This window comes from Pseudomonas sp. PA-4-8C, from assembly GCF_021606625.1.
In the GTDB taxonomy this organism is placed as follows: Bacteria; Pseudomonadota; Gammaproteobacteria; order Pseudomonadales; family Pseudomonadaceae; genus Aquipseudomonas; species Aquipseudomonas lactis.
Genome location: NZ_WKCD01000114.1, coordinates 1 through 15,734, shown reverse-complemented (window position 1 = coordinate 15,734; position 15,734 = coordinate 1). Strand labels below are relative to the sequence as shown.

At 59.7% G+C, this 15,734-nt stretch carries 14 protein-coding genes; all 14 read right to left on the bottom strand.

Going from position 1 to position 15,734, the window contains the following annotated elements; all coding sequences use genetic code 11:
- A partial coding sequence (locus tag GIW04_RS17435; protein WP_236479082.1) for a sigma-54-dependent transcriptional regulator occupies positions 1 to 683 on the bottom strand: 683 nt, incomplete at its 3' end.
- 169 nt (positions 684 to 852) lie between these two features.
- Entirely contained in the window at positions 853 to 1,149 is a 297-nt protein-coding gene (locus GIW04_RS17430; RefSeq protein ID WP_120248417.1) for a flagellar protein FliT, read from the bottom strand.
- A 25-nt stretch (positions 1,150 to 1,174) separates the two neighbouring features.
- Entirely contained in the window at positions 1,175 to 1,564 is a 390-nt protein-coding gene (gene fliS, locus GIW04_RS17425) for a flagellar export chaperone FliS (RefSeq protein ID WP_020302689.1), read from the bottom strand.
- Between the two features lie 128 nt (positions 1,565 to 1,692).
- Positions 1,693 to 3,060, bottom strand: a complete 1,368-nt coding sequence (gene fliD, locus GIW04_RS17420) for a flagellar filament capping protein FliD (RefSeq protein WP_057709779.1) — start codon at positions 3,058 to 3,060, stop codon at positions 1,693 to 1,695.
- An 83-nt stretch (positions 3,061 to 3,143) separates the two neighbouring features.
- Positions 3,144 to 3,491 (bottom strand): flagellar protein FlaG, encoded by a 348-nt coding sequence (locus GIW04_RS17415; protein ID WP_120248418.1) that lies wholly within the window; start codon positions 3,489 to 3,491, stop codon positions 3,144 to 3,146.
- A 76-nt stretch (positions 3,492 to 3,567) separates the two neighbouring features.
- Positions 3,568 to 5,280, bottom strand: a complete 1,713-nt coding sequence (locus tag GIW04_RS17410) for a flagellin N-terminal helical domain-containing protein (RefSeq protein WP_060767639.1) — start codon at positions 5,278 to 5,280, stop codon at positions 3,568 to 3,570.
- A 400-nt stretch (positions 5,281 to 5,680) separates the two neighbouring features.
- Positions 5,681 to 6,610 carry a ketoacyl-ACP synthase III gene (locus tag GIW04_RS17405; protein WP_003192977.1) on the bottom strand — a complete coding sequence of 310 codons (930 nt, stop codon included), beginning with the start codon at positions 6,608 to 6,610 and terminating at the stop codon, positions 5,681 to 5,683.
- A gap of 276 nt (positions 6,611 to 6,886) precedes the next feature.
- Positions 6,887 to 8,497, bottom strand: coding sequence for a flagellar hook-associated protein 3 (locus tag GIW04_RS17400; protein WP_014719360.1), 1,611 nt, complete (start codon positions 8,495 to 8,497; stop codon positions 6,887 to 6,889).
- A 14-nt stretch (positions 8,498 to 8,511) separates the two neighbouring features.
- A complete protein-coding gene (gene flgK, locus GIW04_RS17395; protein WP_120248419.1) occupies positions 8,512 to 10,557 on the bottom strand; it encodes a flagellar hook-associated protein FlgK in 2,046 nt (681 codons plus the stop codon).
- 10 nt (positions 10,558 to 10,567) lie between these two features.
- Positions 10,568 to 11,827 carry a flagellar assembly peptidoglycan hydrolase FlgJ gene (flgJ, locus tag GIW04_RS17390; RefSeq protein WP_120248420.1) on the bottom strand — a complete coding sequence of 420 codons (1,260 nt, stop codon included), beginning with the start codon at positions 11,825 to 11,827 and terminating at the stop codon, positions 10,568 to 10,570.
- Between the two features lie 4 nt (positions 11,828 to 11,831).
- The gene (locus GIW04_RS17385; protein WP_161793221.1) at positions 11,832 to 12,941 is read right to left on the bottom strand and encodes a flagellar basal body P-ring protein FlgI; all 1,110 of its coding nucleotides are present in this window, start codon (positions 12,939 to 12,941) and stop codon (positions 11,832 to 11,834) included.
- A gap of 6 nt (positions 12,942 to 12,947) precedes the next feature.
- A complete protein-coding gene (gene flgH, locus GIW04_RS17380) occupies positions 12,948 to 13,643 on the bottom strand; it encodes a flagellar basal body L-ring protein FlgH (protein ID WP_032895934.1) in 696 nt (231 codons plus the stop codon).
- Between the two features lie 52 nt (positions 13,644 to 13,695).
- Positions 13,696 to 14,481: a flagellar basal-body rod protein FlgG gene (gene flgG / locus GIW04_RS17375; RefSeq protein WP_003192986.1), complete on the bottom strand. Its 786-nt coding sequence runs from the start codon at positions 14,479 to 14,481 to the stop codon at positions 13,696 to 13,698.
- Positions 14,482 to 14,543: 62 nt separating this feature from the next.
- Positions 14,544 to 15,284, bottom strand: a complete 741-nt coding sequence (locus tag GIW04_RS17370; protein WP_003192988.1) for a flagellar basal body rod protein FlgF — start codon at positions 15,282 to 15,284, stop codon at positions 14,544 to 14,546.
- Positions 15,285 to 15,734 lie beyond the last annotated feature (450 nt).

The window sequence follows — 15,734 nt, the reverse complement described above, 5'->3', positions numbered from 1 at the left end:
GTGATCGCCCCGGTAAAGGCGCCCTTCTCGTGGCCGAACAATTCGCTTTCCAGCAGCTCTGCCGGGATCGCCCCGCAGTTGACCGGCACAAAGGGCCCGTCGCGACGCTTGGAGTGATAGTGCAGGTTGCGCGCGACCACTTCCTTGCCGGTGCCCGACTCGCCGAGGATCAGCACGCTGGCGTCGGTGTCGGCCACTTGCTGCATCATCTGCCGCACGTGCTGGATGGCACGGCTGGTGCCGACGAGGCTGCGAAACAGGTTGGGCTCACGGTGACGGCCGCGCTCGCGGGCCTGATCGTACATCTCGCGATAGACCTGGGCACGGTGCAGGGAATCGAGCAATTTGCTGTAGCTAGGCGGCATTTCCAGGTTGGACAACACACGGCGGCGCTGGTCTTCCGGCAGGTCCACGGAAGAAATATCGCCCATTAGCAACACCGGAAGGAACTCATCCCAGGTAGACAGTGTCTTTAACAGGCCCAGAACTGCGCCAGAAGCGTTTACCGTCCCGATCAATACGCAAATGACTTCACGGCTCGACGACAACGAGCTGACCGCCTGCTGCCAATCGTGGCTGCCGCAGGGTAAATTTTCTTCACCGAGAAAATTTAAAATCACCGCTAAATCGCGGCGGCGGACGCTATCGTCATCGATCAGCAGAATTTTGGTTTCACGCCACATGCAATAGCAACTTCCCTAGTAAAACTTCCTGCCCCGGAATGAGGGCAATCTAGACGTCTGTAAGATTTCTTACCTTCTAGACGTCTGAAATCTGAAAACAGCACTAGTTAAGTCAAAAATGTTGGCACAGTCAAATATATGACGCGCCGTTCGGATTAACTGCGCCCGTTCAACCGAACAGATGGTAAACCTTTGACGCATTTTTCGCTTGGTTGATCTGCGACATCTCTTCGAAAATCGCCTGGCGCTCGCCGGTCGTCACCTCCAGCAACTGCCGATACACCACCAGCAGGCTTTCCAGCTTTTCGCGCAGTGCATCCTCATCTACCGGCGCCTCGCTGAGCACCTCATCAATCACCGCCCGGCACCCCAGGTCCAACTCGCCGACAGCTTCCCAGTTGCGCTCAGCCAGCGCGCCGAGAAGGGCTTCGCGGGTTTCGTCGATGCGTTGCAGTGCGTGGCTCATGATGTGTACCTCAAGGCAATCGGCCTTATTGTGGAGCGATGGCATCCCAGCCGGTCTTGACGGTGATCAGCAGGCGGGCGACTTCGTCGATCATCTCGGCGTCGTTGACGCGATTGGCCTCGACCAAGCGATTGCCCATGTAGTTGTACAGGGCATCCAGACGCTGGATCGCGGCCGGATCTTCGGCTTTCTCAGGCTCCAGGCCATCGCGCAGGCCCGAAATGATTTCGATCGCCTTGCCCAGCATCAGGCCCTTTTGCGCGATGTCCCCGCGGCTCAACGCACCCTTGGCCTGGGCCATGCGATCCAGGCCACCTTCCATCAGCATCTGCACCAGGCGGTGCGGGCTGGCTTCGGAGACCTGAGCGTGGGCATTGACCTTCTGGTACTGGCGAAGGGCTCTCATCGGGTTCATGTTGCTACCTCGTTACTGGCGACAATCGAATAGGTTTGCTTAACCAGTTTTTCGACCACGGCGATAAAAACTTTAATCCAGCACCCTGCGCGAGGGCCCCTGGACAGGGCCCTGGCGCGCACCGCTCATCAGTTCGACTTAGGATTGTTCAGCGAGTTGAGGGTGGTCAGGATGCTGGAGCTGCTGGCGTTGATCTGCGCGATCATGGTGTCCATCGCCGTGTACTTGGCGGTCAGGGACTTCTGCAAGGCATCCATGCGCCGCGTGAGGTCATCGGTCTCTTTGGTCAAGTCGGTCAACTTGTTGTTGAGATCGGTGGCCCGGGTCGCCAGGGTGCCGGTGGTGCCGACATAGCTGTTGGTCGCCTTGTTCATGCGGGTGATCAAGCCCGAGTCGCCGGTGAACAGCTTGGCAATGTCGCCAGCGCCCTTGACCACGGCCTTGTCCCAGGTTTTGTCATCCAGGCTCAGCAGGCCGGTTTTCTGGTCGGTGGTAATGCCCATCTGCGCCAGGCTGGTCATGGTGCCCGCGCCGGAGCCGTTGACCAATTCGGAACGCAGGCTGTTCACCAATTGACGCATCGACGCATCGCCTGTCAACGCACCTGCGGTAGTGGTGGAAGCATCACCGGTGGCAGTGACCTTGGTTTGGGTATTGATCGCCGTCATCAGCGTGTTGTAGGCGCTGACGAAGGACTGCACCGAGGTTTTCAGCGTGTCGGTGTTGCTGGCCACGGTGATGGTGGTCGGCTTGGTGATGTCTACCGTGTCCAACAGGTCCAGGGTCACGCCGCTGATCGCCGAGGTGATCTTGTTGCTGGTCGATGACATATCAATGCCGTCGATGGAGTACTTGGCGTTGGTCGGCGGCGTGCCTTTGTCGTACCCGGTAGCCAGTTGCGAATCACCGCTGAGGGTGATGTCGGTGCCTTCACCCATATTGGTCGAGGTGAGTACCAGCCGTGCGCCATTGGAGTCACTCAGTACGTTGGCACTGATGCCTTGGGACGAGAGCTGGGTATTGATCGACTCGCGCACCTGTTGCAAGGTCGCGCCACCAGGGATCACCACGTCGTAGCTTTTGCCCGACTGGTTGATGGTCAGCGTCTGGTCTTCGTCGGTGCTGTTGGCCTTGCCCGACGCGCCCTCCGCGTTCACCGCCGTGGTGACTTTCGAGGCGGTCGCAAGGTTGGCGATCTTCAACAGGTACTTGCCGCTGGATGCACCGTCAGTCAGGGTGACCTTGGCGTTTTTCTCTTCCGAAGAAGTCGCCGCCAGCCCGTTGAAGGCCGAGGCATTGTTCAACTTGGTGATCGCCGCCTGGTAGGCTTCCAACGCCGTCTTGACCGAGCCCACGGCAGACAACTGCACGGTGGCTTTCTTCTGCTCGTTGGTGATCTGAGCCTGCTTGGGCGCCTGCTCGGCACCGACCAGCGCCTTGACGATTGCTTGGGTGTCGTAGCCCGAACCTGGGCCGGAAATCGTTGAACTAGCCATTTGCCATTCTCCTTGTCCTGCAGCGGCCGTTTTTTTGGCGCTTATACGCCTAGACCGCAATCAGAAACATGTTTCGTGCCAACTCAAGCCTTGCTATCAAACAACAGGCTGCCGGCATCGCTCAGGTTCTGCGCCAATTTCAGCGCGGTCTCCGATGGAATCTGTCGAATCACTTCACCACTGTCAGTGGCGATCACCTTGACCACTACCTTGCCGGTAGAGTCATCGATGGAAAAATCCAGGTTGCGCTGTGAAGCCTGCACAAACTCACGCATATCGGTAACAGCCTGTTCCAGCGCAACGCGCTGAGGCTCTTCACTTTTGCTCGGCTCATTGCTGGCCACAGGCTTGGCCTGGGTCACCACTGCGCCAAGGTTGGCCGGGGCCGTGGCTGCGGGGTAAGACGAGGTCAGCTTGATGCTCATGTCCATGTCACCACCTCCAAACTGAAAAAACGGAAGGGCACGTTGTTAAACGCACCCTCCCGTTATTTAACCGCTAGCGCTATTACTGAAGCAGCTTCAGAACAGACGATGGCAGTTGGTTGGCCTGGGACAGGATCGCAGTGGAAGCCTGTTGCAGGGTTTGTTGCTTGGTCAGCTCAGCAGCTTCAGAAGCGAAGTCAGCGTCTTCTACGCGGCCTTTGGCAGCGGAGGAGTTCTGCGAAATGCTCTGCAGGTTGGCCACGGTGCTGGCGAAGCGGTTTTGTACGGCACCCAGTTGCGAACGCTGGCTGTCGATCTGCTGCATGGCGTCGTCCAGAGCTTGCACAGCCTGCTGCGAAGAAGCGGCAGTCAGGATGCTCAGGTCAGAAACGCTGGTTTCCATGGTGACGGCGGTTTTGGTGCCGGCTTTGGCAACGTCTTCCAGACCCAGGGCTTTCAGGCCAGTACCAGCGCTACCGTCCTTGATGGTGATGTCTTTGTCAGCGAACAGGTTCAGGGTACCGTCAGCGTTTTTGCTGGCCTGAACACCGGTGCTGGCGCTGTTGATCGAGGCTACAACTGCGTCAGCGGTGTCGCCCTTTTTGAACTTAACTTCAACACCGTTTACGTCGATGGAGGTGTCGGCTGTCAGCTTGGCCTGAGTGGTGCCAGCCGAAAGACCCAACTGCGACAGGGAGCCGCTTGAAGCATTAGCCAATTTGATATCTGCACCGCCACCAGACACGACTTTTACACGGCCATCGGTAAAGGTCGCAGATGCGCCAGTACCAGCTGCCGTTTGAATCTTAGTAAGCACGTCAGATACTTTGTCAGTCTCAACCCAGCTTACAGCAGTACCATTAACGGTGATGTCGCCTTTAGCCCCCATGGCACTGGCAGCAGTGGTGGCCGCAGCAGTGTTAGGACCAGCTGTCAACTTGAGCGAAGCCAGACCATCAGTCGCTGGAGTACCGTTAGTACCAAGAGTGAAGTCGCTCTTCGAACTCAGGGTCAATTTACCGGCAGCGTCAGTACTAGCGGTAACACCAGTTTGAGCAGTTACTTTATTGATTTCTGTAACAGCAGCGGCACTAGCAGCAACAGCACCAGTTTGTGCGGTCAACTTAACTGTCACGTTGTTGATGACAAGTTCGTCGGTTGCAGCCGTGTCACCAGCAACAGCAGAACCTACTGCGGATGCCTTTTCACCTAGCACTGAGCCGGTAGCGGTAGCCGCTAGACCAGTCATAGCAGTGCCGTCAACCGCAGCTTCTTTGAAGTTACCCTTCAGCGCAGTCGAGCTGATGTCGGTCATACCGAACGAGATAGTCTCGTTGGCGTTGGCGCCGATCTGGAAGGCTACGTTGCTGAACGAGCCGTCGAGCAGGTTACGACCACCGAAGGTGGTGGTGCTGGCGATACGGTTCAGCTCGCCCACTTTAGCGGTGAATTCTTGCTGCAGGGAAACACGGTCAGCGTCGCTTTTATCACCGTTGGCCGCTTGCAGGGCGAGTTCACGCAGACGCTGCAGGGTGTTGGTGGATTCTTGCATCGCGCCTTCAGCAGTCTGGGCAATCGACACGCCGTTGTTGGCGTTGGCGATGGCAACGTTCAGGCCTTTGACCTGGTTGTTCAGACGGTTAGCGATCTGCATGCCGGCAGCGTCGTCTTTGGCGCTGTTGATTTTCAGGCCGGAGGACAGACGGTTCATCGACTGGCTCAGAGCGTCGGAAGCTTTGTTCAGGTTCTTCTGGACACCCAGGGAGGTGATGTTGGTGTTTACTGATAATGCCATGACGAAATCCTCGTGGTTTGGATACTGCGGCTTCCGGCCCTGGCGACCGCCGGGTGTGGCCTAGAGAACCTACGTAATAGTTATCGTCGTGGTAGCCGGTTGCTTGAGGATTTTTTTGATTTTTTTTAGTAGCCCTGTGCCAGCCCTTGTATTTCAAGGCCTTATAGAGGCGTGAAACGCCCGTAATCACGGGTTACTGGCGCCAAAACTTCGCCTTCAAGACATCCCCCCTTGTAGGAGCGAGCTTGCTCGCGAAGAACCTGAGAACGCAGCGTGCATTCTGAATGCCCGCGTTATCGTTAACGTTCTTCGCGAGCAAGCTCGCTCCTACAGGGGGGGGCGCAAAAAAAACGCCGATGATCGTGGGATCATCGGCGTTTTTTGTGCAGCGGCTAAAGCATCACGGACGATAAAGAATCGCCGAGCCCCACGACAGGCCCACGCCAAAGCCGCTGATTGCCACGCGCTTCCAGGTGGCGTCCATCACATGCTTTTCCAGCAGCAGCGGGATGCTCGACGACACGGTGTTACCGGTCTCGACCATGTCCTTGATGAACTTGTCCACCGGCGCTTCTTCAAAGCGGCGCGCCACGGCGTCGACGATGGCCGCGCTGCCCTGGTGGATGCAGAACGCATCGATGTCATCCGCCTTGAGGTCCGACTCATTGAGCAGCTCGTGCAAGTGCGCTGGCACCTTGAGCAAGGCGAAGTTGAACACCTGGCGTCCGTTCATGAAGAACACACCATCGCTGACCTTCAGGTGCGGTGCGCCGGAACCGTCGGTACCGAACTTGGATTTGCCCAGCAGCCATGGCGCGTCCTCGCCCATCCAGGTGGCGGTGGCGGCATCACCGAACAGCATGGTGGTGTTGCGGTCTTCCGGGTCGACGATTTTGGAATACGGGTCGGCGGTGATCAGCAGGCCGTTTTTCAGGCCGGCGGCTTCCATGAAGCCCTTCATCGCGTAGATGCCGTAGACGTAGCCGGAGCAGCCCAGGGAGATATCGAAGGCGGCCACGTGAGTCGGCAGGCCCAGTTTGTCCTGGACGATAGCGGCGGTGTGGGGCAAGCCCTCTTCATCGCCGTTCTGGGTGACGACGATCAGCGCGTCGATGGACTCGCGCTTCAAATCCGGGTTATTGGCGAACAATGCGTTGACGGCTTCGACGCACAGGTCGGACGTTTCCTGTGCCGCTTCCTTGCGCGGCAGGAACGCCGAGCCGATCTTGCCGATGATGAACTCTTCATCCTTGGCGAACTTGGCACCCTGGGCGTAGTTATCGATCCCGTCCGCCGGCACGTAACTGGCGATGCTTTTTATGCCAATCATTGTGGCTTCCCAATACTAAATAGCTGGAGAACACCCCTCGGGCTATGCCGGAAGTGCTGACAATAAAGGGGATAACCCCATAAAAATCCCGCTGAAAGCCGCCCGATGAAGGCCCTGTGACGACTTATCCTTTTCACACGATACAGTGAAGATGCGCTTTATGACTCACAGGTCACTCAATTTTGCGTGGTTTATGCAAAACGTTTCAACAATTAAGCCCCCGAAACGACAACGGCCCGCCCTGTTTCCAGAGTGGGCCGCTTGACTGAACGCCGTTTACATCTTGTTGAACAGGCTCAACTGCGAGATTTTCACGAAGGCCAACTGCGAGGCCTGCAACATGGTTTGTTGCAAGCTCAGGTTGATGGCGGCTTCGGCGAAGTCGACATTGCCCAGGGCATTCATGGTGGTGGTATTGGCCAGGTCCAGGCTGACGTTTTCCTTGGACTGAATGTCCAGGCCATTGAGGCGCGCGCCCAGGGAGCCACGCGCCTGGTCGATCTGGCCGTAGGCATTGGTCAGGTTGCCAATGGACTTGGCCACCACATCCTTGAGCTCCTTCTGCGCCGCCGGGTTGCCGTCTGACGGCGTTTCCAGGATTTTGCGCAGATGGCTCAGGGTGTCGAGGACGTTCTCGTTCTTGTTGCTGGTGGCACTGATCGCAAACTGGTCGCCGGCTGCCGGTGCCGGTGCGGTGGTGACATCAAAGGTCACCCCTGCCGCCGTGATGGTGGTGGCGCCGGCCGCCAGGGTGCCACTGGCGATGGATTTGCTGTCTGCGCTATACGGCTGGGCATACAGGTCATAGGCGCCGGCGGCACCGAACTTCACGATCACGCCCGAGTTGGGAAAGGTGCTGGCGTACGCCGCCGGATCGCTCACCGTGCCGCCGCTCAGTTGCGCGGTGGACGGATTGCTCGGGGTGCGCGAAACGCTGAAGGTGTCCGGCTTGACCGACAGGCTGAACTCGCGATCCTTGACGATGGCGTCCGACGGCGCGCCTGGCAGTATGTCTTTGCCCAGTGCGTCTTTGCCCAGGTTCAAGCCAATGTCGAACTTGACCCCGCGCAGGTTGATAGTCGAGCCGCCTTCCTTGGTGGCATCGAAAGTGCCGTTGCCTGGAATCTCCGAAGTGATGTCCTTGCCAGCATTGTCCGTGACCACGTATTGGGTGCTGCTGGTGAAGGTCAGCTTATACGGCTGACCATCGGAAAAGCTGCTGTTATAGCTGCTGTTGGCCGCGATCAGCCCGGCAGAGACGGTGACCTTGCCATCGTCGACCGCTGGCGGCACGAGGATCGGCGCGGTTTGCGTACGGCCCGTATTCGCCGAGCTTTCAAGCATGCTCTTGGCGGTATTGCCCATGGCAACCGACAGGTTCTCTGCGATCTGCAGGCTCAACGGCGTGTCATCGCCCTGGTAACTGTAGGTGCCGTCATTGTTGCGGGCGTAGGGCGGCGTATCGGTCTTGCTGCCGGAGAACAAGTAATTGCCGCTGGCGTCCTTGGTATTGAGCAGGCCCAGGATCTGGTCTTCAATGGCGCCAATCTCGGCGGCCGTCGACTTGCGGTCAGCGTCGCTGATGCCGACGTTACCCGCCTTGAGCGCCAACTCACTGGCCCGTTGAATCGCGATATTGATATTTTCCAGCACGCCGTCCTGGGTGGTCAGCGAGTTTTTCAGGGTGTCGATGTTGCCATTGAACTGCGCCAGCATGTCTTTCTGCTGCTGCAGCATCAACAACCGCGCCGCCGCCACCGGATCATCTGCGGCGGTTTGCACGCGCACGCCGGAGCTGGCCTGGTCCTGGGCCTTGACCACGCTGGAATAGTTGCTCTGGTACTTGGCAGAGCTGGTCTCGAAATACTGCTGTGTAGAAATACGCATCGTCCCAGCCTCCCTTAAAGAGCATTCATCAGTGTGGTGAAGGTTTCCTGCGCAGCCTTGATGATCTGCGACGACGCGGTGTAGTACTGCTGGAACTTGATCATGTCGCCCGCTTCATCATCCAGGTTGACCCCGGATACCGAGTTGCGTGCTTCCTTGTTGGCGCTGAGCAACGCACCGGTGGCGGCGGTGTCGACCCCGGCCTGGCTGGCCTTGGCACCCACGGTCGAGACCAGCTTGCTGTTGGCACCCACCAGGCTGGTGCCCGCGTTGCCCTCGCCCATGCCGACGGTAGCCTTGGTTTGCAGGTTCAGCAGTTCCTGGGCGTTGCGGCCGTCGGATTTGCCGCCACTGTTGAAGGCAAAGGTGGTGCTGTCGCCGTCTGCCGGCGAGCCGTTGACGGTGGTGTCGAACTTGAAGCTCTTGCCGGGAATGGCGGCACCGCTGGCGTCGCGCATTGGCACGTCCACGGTGATCTTGTTGCCCTGCCCCGGAATGATCGAGCCGGTGCTAATCGGGTTGCCCTTGGAGTCGCTGATCGTATACGACTGCGTGCCGTCGGCGGCAGGCTTGCCGAACACCATTTTCACCGGCATCGAGTTTTCAATACCGGCGCGCAACTGGGCAGTGTCAGTGCCGCCATGGATATCCAAAGGCACTGTCAAGGCCGGCTGGGTAAAGGTGCCCGTGCCACTGTTGGTCTTGCTGCTGGTACCTGCCAACGGGCCGGCAAACGCCAGTTTGTTCGCATCGGTGAGCGCCACGCCAATACCGCTGGCGCCCGTGGCGGTGGGGCTGACCTTGAAGCTGTCACCAAACGCCATGGTGCCCTTGCCGTCCAGCGCCAGGGTGAAACCATCCAGGGTCGGCGGCGGTGTAGCGCTCATGTCAAAGGTGCCCATGGCCTTGCCGTCCGAGCGCAACACCGTGATCTTGTTAGGATCGGTCTTGTCGCTGAAGGTCACGGTGTAGTCAAACGTGGACAACTGACTGCTGTCCTTGATCGTCACGTTCAGGTTGCCCGCGCCGGCGCTGTTGCCCGAGGCACCCTGGCTGCGCGAGGCAATGGCGGCCGCGCTGTTGATGTCTTTGAACAGCGAAACGCCAAAGTCACCATTGAGGTCCAGGCCCTGGCCCAGTTGGTTGTTGAGCGTGTCTGCCGTGGCGATGGCGATACGGCCCAGTTCATTGATGGCCGGCATCAGGGCATCGCTGCGATAGCGCAACAGGCCGCCGATGCTGCCGCCGCTGATCACCGAGCCCAGGTCCAGGGTGGTGCCGTTCATGTCCAGCTGGATGGTGTATTGGCTGTTATCGGTTTTGCTTGGCGCGGCGGAAATCTTGTTGGAGATCCCGCCCTCTACCAGAGACTGGCCGCTGCCGGTGGTCACGCTGAATTGGCCGTTTTTCTCGGTGGCCGTCACGCCAATCAACTCATTGAGCGAACGTACTGCCTCGTTACGCGAGTCCAGCAGGTTGGCCGGGGCGCTGTTGGAGCTGCCTTGGGCCTGGGAGATCTGCTGGTTGAGGGAGGCAATCGAGGCGGTCAATTGGTTGACCTGGTCACTCATGCTGCTCAGTTGGTTGTTGATCGTCTCTTTCTGCTGAGTCAACTGCGTGGAGATCGCGTTGAAACGGCTGCTCAGGGTCTGGGCGTTGGTCACCAGCAGTTGGCGGGCCGACAGGTCGCTGGGGTTGGACGCGGCGGTTTGCAGGGTGGCGAAGAACGAACTGAGCACCGAGGACAGGCCGGTGGTTTTGTCCGACAGCACTTTGTCGACGGCCCCCACCTGGTCCAGGTACGCCTTGGCGTCGTTATTGAGCGCCGTGCTGTTCTGGTAAGCAGTGTCCAGGTACTCGTTGTACACCCGGCGCACATCGGCCAGGGTGGTGCCGCTGCCGATGTACACGCCGCCGAACGGGTTCGACGCATTGGTATTTTGCGTGGTCTGCTGACGCGAGTACCCCGGGGTATTCACGTTGGCGATGTTATTACTCAAGACCGACAACGATCCTTGAGCGGCATTGAGCCCTGACATCCCGATACTGAGCAAACTCATGGTTCAGACCTTATAAATGTGTGGTTGCGCCAGCGGCAGCGTAGTTCTGGTAACTGTTCATGTTTTTTGCGATCTGCGAAATCTTGCTGGCGTAATCCGGGTCGGTTGCATAACCGGCTTTTTGCAACTCGCGTACAAACTGTTCCGGGTTGTCGGCTGATTTCACAACTTCTTTATAGCGATCATGGCTTTGCAGCAGGGTCACGAGGTCGTGGAAGCTGTCCTGGTAGGAGCTGTAGGAACGGAACTGCGCCGTTTCCTTGACCATCGCACCATCGCGAAACTCGCTGGTGATCGCCCGGGCCTGGCCGCCCTGCCAGCTCTGGCCGGCCTTGATGCCGAACAGGTTGTGGCTGCTGCTGCCGTCCTCGGCGCGCATCACCGATTTGCCCCAGCCGGTTTCCAGCGCGGCCTGGGCCACCAGGTACTTGGGGTCGATACCGATACGTGCGGCGGCGGCCTTGGCCATCGGCAGCATGGTGGCAACAAATTCATCCTGGGAACTGAAGGCTTTCTTCGCTGGCGCCAGCGGTGGCTGGGCAATGGCGCGGCCATACACTTGCATGCGCCCGCTCGGCACGGCAAAGCTACGCGCACTGCTGTTGATGACCGTGTCGTCGGCAGCGCTGTTACGCAGGGGCGCGGCTTTGGCTTCAACCGGAGCGTTCGGCACGATGCCCGCCAGCAGACGGTCGGCCAGCTTGCTGGGCAAGGCGATACGGCGCCGGTTCATCAGTTCCATGTCGTTGGCATGGGTACTGGCGCCCTCAGGCACAGCCACGCGATATGCCCACAAAGGCCGCTGGCCATTGGAGCGGCCCAACGGGCCTTCAGCCTGGGTACCGGCGGCAATCTCAGTCGGCACATCGACTTTCTTCACCGGCGCATCCGCCGCCGGGCCTTGCAAGGTGGCGGCCTGGGCCTCCACCGGCTTGTTCTTCTGCATCTGGCGCATCAGCACATCGGCCAGGCCGATACCACCGCCTTCGCGGGACATCGACACCGCCAATTGCTGGTCGTACATTTCCTGGTACTGCTTGGCGGCCGGGGTGTTCAGCGGGTTGTCCTTGCCCAGGGCCTCGGTGGCCGAACGCATGGACTTGAGCATCTCGTTCAAAAACAGCGACTCGAATTCCTGCGCCACTTTGCGCAGGTTGCCTTCACTGTTTTTGTCGTCACCCACCTTGAGCTGGTTAAGCCGGTTGAGGTCGGAGTAAGACCCCGAGTCCGCCGTGCTGCTGATACCGCTCTTGCGCATATCCATGGCCATGGCCTCAGATCACGATCAGGTCGGCTTGCAACGCGCCGGCCTGCTTCAAAGCTTCGAGGATCGCCATCAAGTCGCCGGGCGCAGCGCCCACCTGGTTCACCGCACGGACAATCTCGTCCAGGGTGGTGCCGGGGCCGAACTTGAACATCGGCTTGGCTTCTTGCTGGGCATTGACGCGCGAGCGCGGGACCACGGCCGTCTGGCCACCGGACAACGGCCCAGGCTGGCTGACGATCGGGTCTTCGGTGATGGTCACCGTCAGGCTGCCGTGGGTTACCGCCGCTGGCGAGACCTTGACGTTCTGGCCGATCACGATGGTGCCGGTGCGCGAGTTGATGATGACTTTGGCCACGGCCTGGCCGGGGTCGACCTCAAGGTTTTCCAGGATCGACAGGTAGTCCACACGCTGGCTTGGGTCCAAAGGCGCAGTGACACGAACCGAGCCGCCGTCGATGGCCTGGGCCACGCCAGGGCCGAGCATGTCATTGATCTTGTCGACCACGCGCTTGGCGGTGGTGAAGTCGGAGCGGTTGAGGTTCAAGGTCAGGCTGTTGCCCTGGTTGAAGCCACTCGGCACGGTGCGTTCAACCGTGGCGCCACCAGGGATACGCCCAGCCGACGGCACGTTGACGGTGATCTTCGAACCGTCGCGGCCTTCGGCGTCAAAACCACCGACCACCAGGTTGCCTTGGGCGATGGCGTAGACGTTGCCGTCGATACCTTTGAGCGGCGTCATCAGCAAGGTGCCGCCGCGCAGGCTCTTGGAGTTACCCATGGACGACACGGTGATGTCCACCACCTGCCCCGGCTTGGCGAACGCGGGCAGATCGGCGCTGATCGACACTGCCGCGACGTTCTTCAACTGCACGTTGCCCGAGCCAGGCGGTACCTTGATACCGAACTGGGAGAGCATGTTGTTGAAGGTTTGCAGGGTGAACGGCGTCTGGGTGGTCTGGTCACCCGTGCCGTTAAGCCCCACGACTAGGCCATAGCCGATCAACTGGTTGGAGCGCACGCCGGAAATACTGGCGATGTCCTTCAAGCGCTCGGCCTGGGCCACAGCGCTCAAGGCCAACAAAAGCGCCATCGCCATCAGCTGTTTGAACTTCAAAATGGCCACCTAGAAAGGGAACAGCGGGCTGAGGAAGAAGCGGTCGAACCAGCCCGGCTGGCTCGCATCGGCAAATGAACCGGTGCCCGAGTAGGTAATGCGTGCATCGGCAATGCGCGTCGACGGCACGGTGTTGTCGGTGGAGATGTCATCGGCGCGGACCATGCCGGCGATGCGCACCAACTCGTCGCCGGTGTTGAGGGTCATCCACTTCTCACCACGCACGGCAATGATGCCGTTGGGCAATACGTCGGCGACGGTCACGGTGATCGAACCGGTCAGGCTGTTGCCCTGCCCTGCCGCGCTCTTGCCGTTGGTGGCACGGTCGCCGCTGTAGCCGGCGTCCAGGCTCAGGTCACCACTGCCCAGCGGGTTGTTGGTGTTCAGGCCGCCGCCGAACAGCGAGGTCAGGCCGATGCTGGTCTTGCTGTTCTTGCCGATCTGCGAGTTGGCGTTCTTGCTGGCCTGGGTCTTCTCATTCAGGGTAATGGTGATGATGTCACCGACCCGGAACGCCTTGCGGTCGCTGTACAGGTTCTGCTCGAACCCGGCCTGGTAGATCGAGCCATTGTTGGCCGCCGCCGGCAGCGGCGTGCGTGGCAACACCGGCGCGTAGTACGGGTCATTGGGCTTTGGCGAGGGGGCGACACAGCCCGCAAGCACGGCGATCCCACTCAATGCCAACACACAAACATAGCGATTCATGACCCTAACCTCACGGTGTTGCAGGCACCCTCAAGGGCGCCCCATAGACTGATTACAGATTCTGCGTGACGAACGAAAGCATCTGGTCGGCGGTGGAAATCACCTTGGAGTTCATCTCGTAGGCGCGCTGGGTGGTGATCATGTTGACCATCTCCTCAACGGTGCTGACGTTGGAGGTTTCCAGGGTGCTTTGCAGCGTGGTGCCGAAGCCGTTCAAGCCAGGGGTGCCGATTTGCGGCGCGCCACTGGAGGCGGTTTCCAGGAACAGGTTGTTGCCCATCGCCTGCAGGCCGGCCGGGTTGATGAAGTCGGCGGTTTGCAGGTTACCGATCACTTGGGACGCCGGGTTGCCCGCGACGGTGATGGACACGGTGCCGTCGTTGCCGACGGTGAAGGTCTTGGCGTCGGGCGGCACCACGACGGCAGGCTCCAGGGCGAAACCGTTGGCGGTCACGATCTGGCCGTTGGAGTCCAGGTGGAAGGTGCCGTCACGGGTGTAAGAGGTGGTGCCATCCGGTTGCAGCACCTGGAAAAAGCCGCGGCCATTGATCGCCATGTCCAGGGGCTGGCCGGTTTGCTGCAGGTTACCGGCGCTGAAGTTTTTCTGGGTGCCGACGATCTGCACACCGGTACCCAGTTGCAGGCCCGACGGCAGTTCGCTGTCCTGGGTCGACTGGGCGCCCGGTTGCTTCTTGATCTGATAGAGCAAGTCCTGGAACTCGGCGCGGTCACGTTTGAAGCCCGTGGTCGACACGTTTGCCAGGTTGTTGGAAATGGTCGTCAGGTTGGTGTCCTGGGCGGACAGGCCTGTCTTGGCAACCCATAGAGCCGGAAGCATGCTGTTCTCCTTCGTGCGCCGGATGGTTGGCGCTGCGTTGCAAATTAGTTAATGGGCTTGGATCAGCTCATCTGCATGACGCGCGTCATGGCCTGGTCGTCTTCTTTAGCGCTGTTCATCATCTTGATATGCAGCTCGAACTGCTTGGCCAGCGCCAGCACCGCGGTCATTTCTTCCACGGCATTGACGTTGCTCGCCTGCAGGAAACCCGAGGTCAGCCGCACATTCGCGTCGGCCTGGGCCGGTTGGCCATCCTTGGTGTGGATGGTGCCGTCCAGGCCCTTGGTCATGTTCTTGAGGTCAGGCTGGACCATCTTGATACGGTCCACTTCCGCCATCACCCGCGGACCTTCGCCCATGGCACGGATGCTGATGGTGCCGTCCGAACCCACTTCGATTTTCTGCTGGGGCGGCACGGCAATCGGGCCACCGTTGCCCATGATCGGCATACCGTTGCCGGCCCGCAGCACGCCCAGGGCATCCACGTTCATGCTGGCGCTGCGCACGTAGGCTTCGCCGCCATCCGGGGTTTGCACCGCCATCCAGCCGTCGCCGCTGACGGCCACGTCGAGGTCGCGGCCGGTTTCGATCATCGCGCCCGGAGAAAAGTCAGTGGCCGGCCGCTCGGTCATGGCAAACGCCCGCGCCGGAAAGCTGTCACCGAACACCGGCATCGAACGCGCCTGCTCCAGGTCGCGCTGAAAGCCGTTGGTGGAAATGTTCGCCAGATTGTTGGCATGGGCCTTCTGCGCCAGTGCATTCTGGCTGGCGCCGGTCATTGCCACATAAAGGTACTTGTCCACGCTCTATCCTCTTTCTGACGGACGCTTGCCGCCCACCGCTGTACTGAGGAGGCTTAAGCAATTTGCGAACCAACTTTTCAAAAGAGGCCAAAGTCCAGGCGCGGCGGGGGTTTCGTGGAGGTATCTGAAATAGGCAAGGGAGAAACAGTCGAAAAAACGGCGGACTACTGCCGCCAGCGGCAAACACCGGCCTGAAAAACGACAGAGCTCAAATGTGGGAGCGGGCTTGCCTGCGATAGCGGCGGAACAGGCACTGATATGCCAACTGACAGTCCGCTATCGCAGCATAGATATCTACACAACCTTGTGGGCTGTAGCAGCAAACGGTAACCACGATGCGAAGCGAGTCGCTCTTGATCTGCTTTTGATCTTGATCTCAGGCGCCCCGTTAAACCACGCTGGCCGAACGCAGGCTTGAATTCGTGGGTAACCCGGCAGGACGCCGGGTTA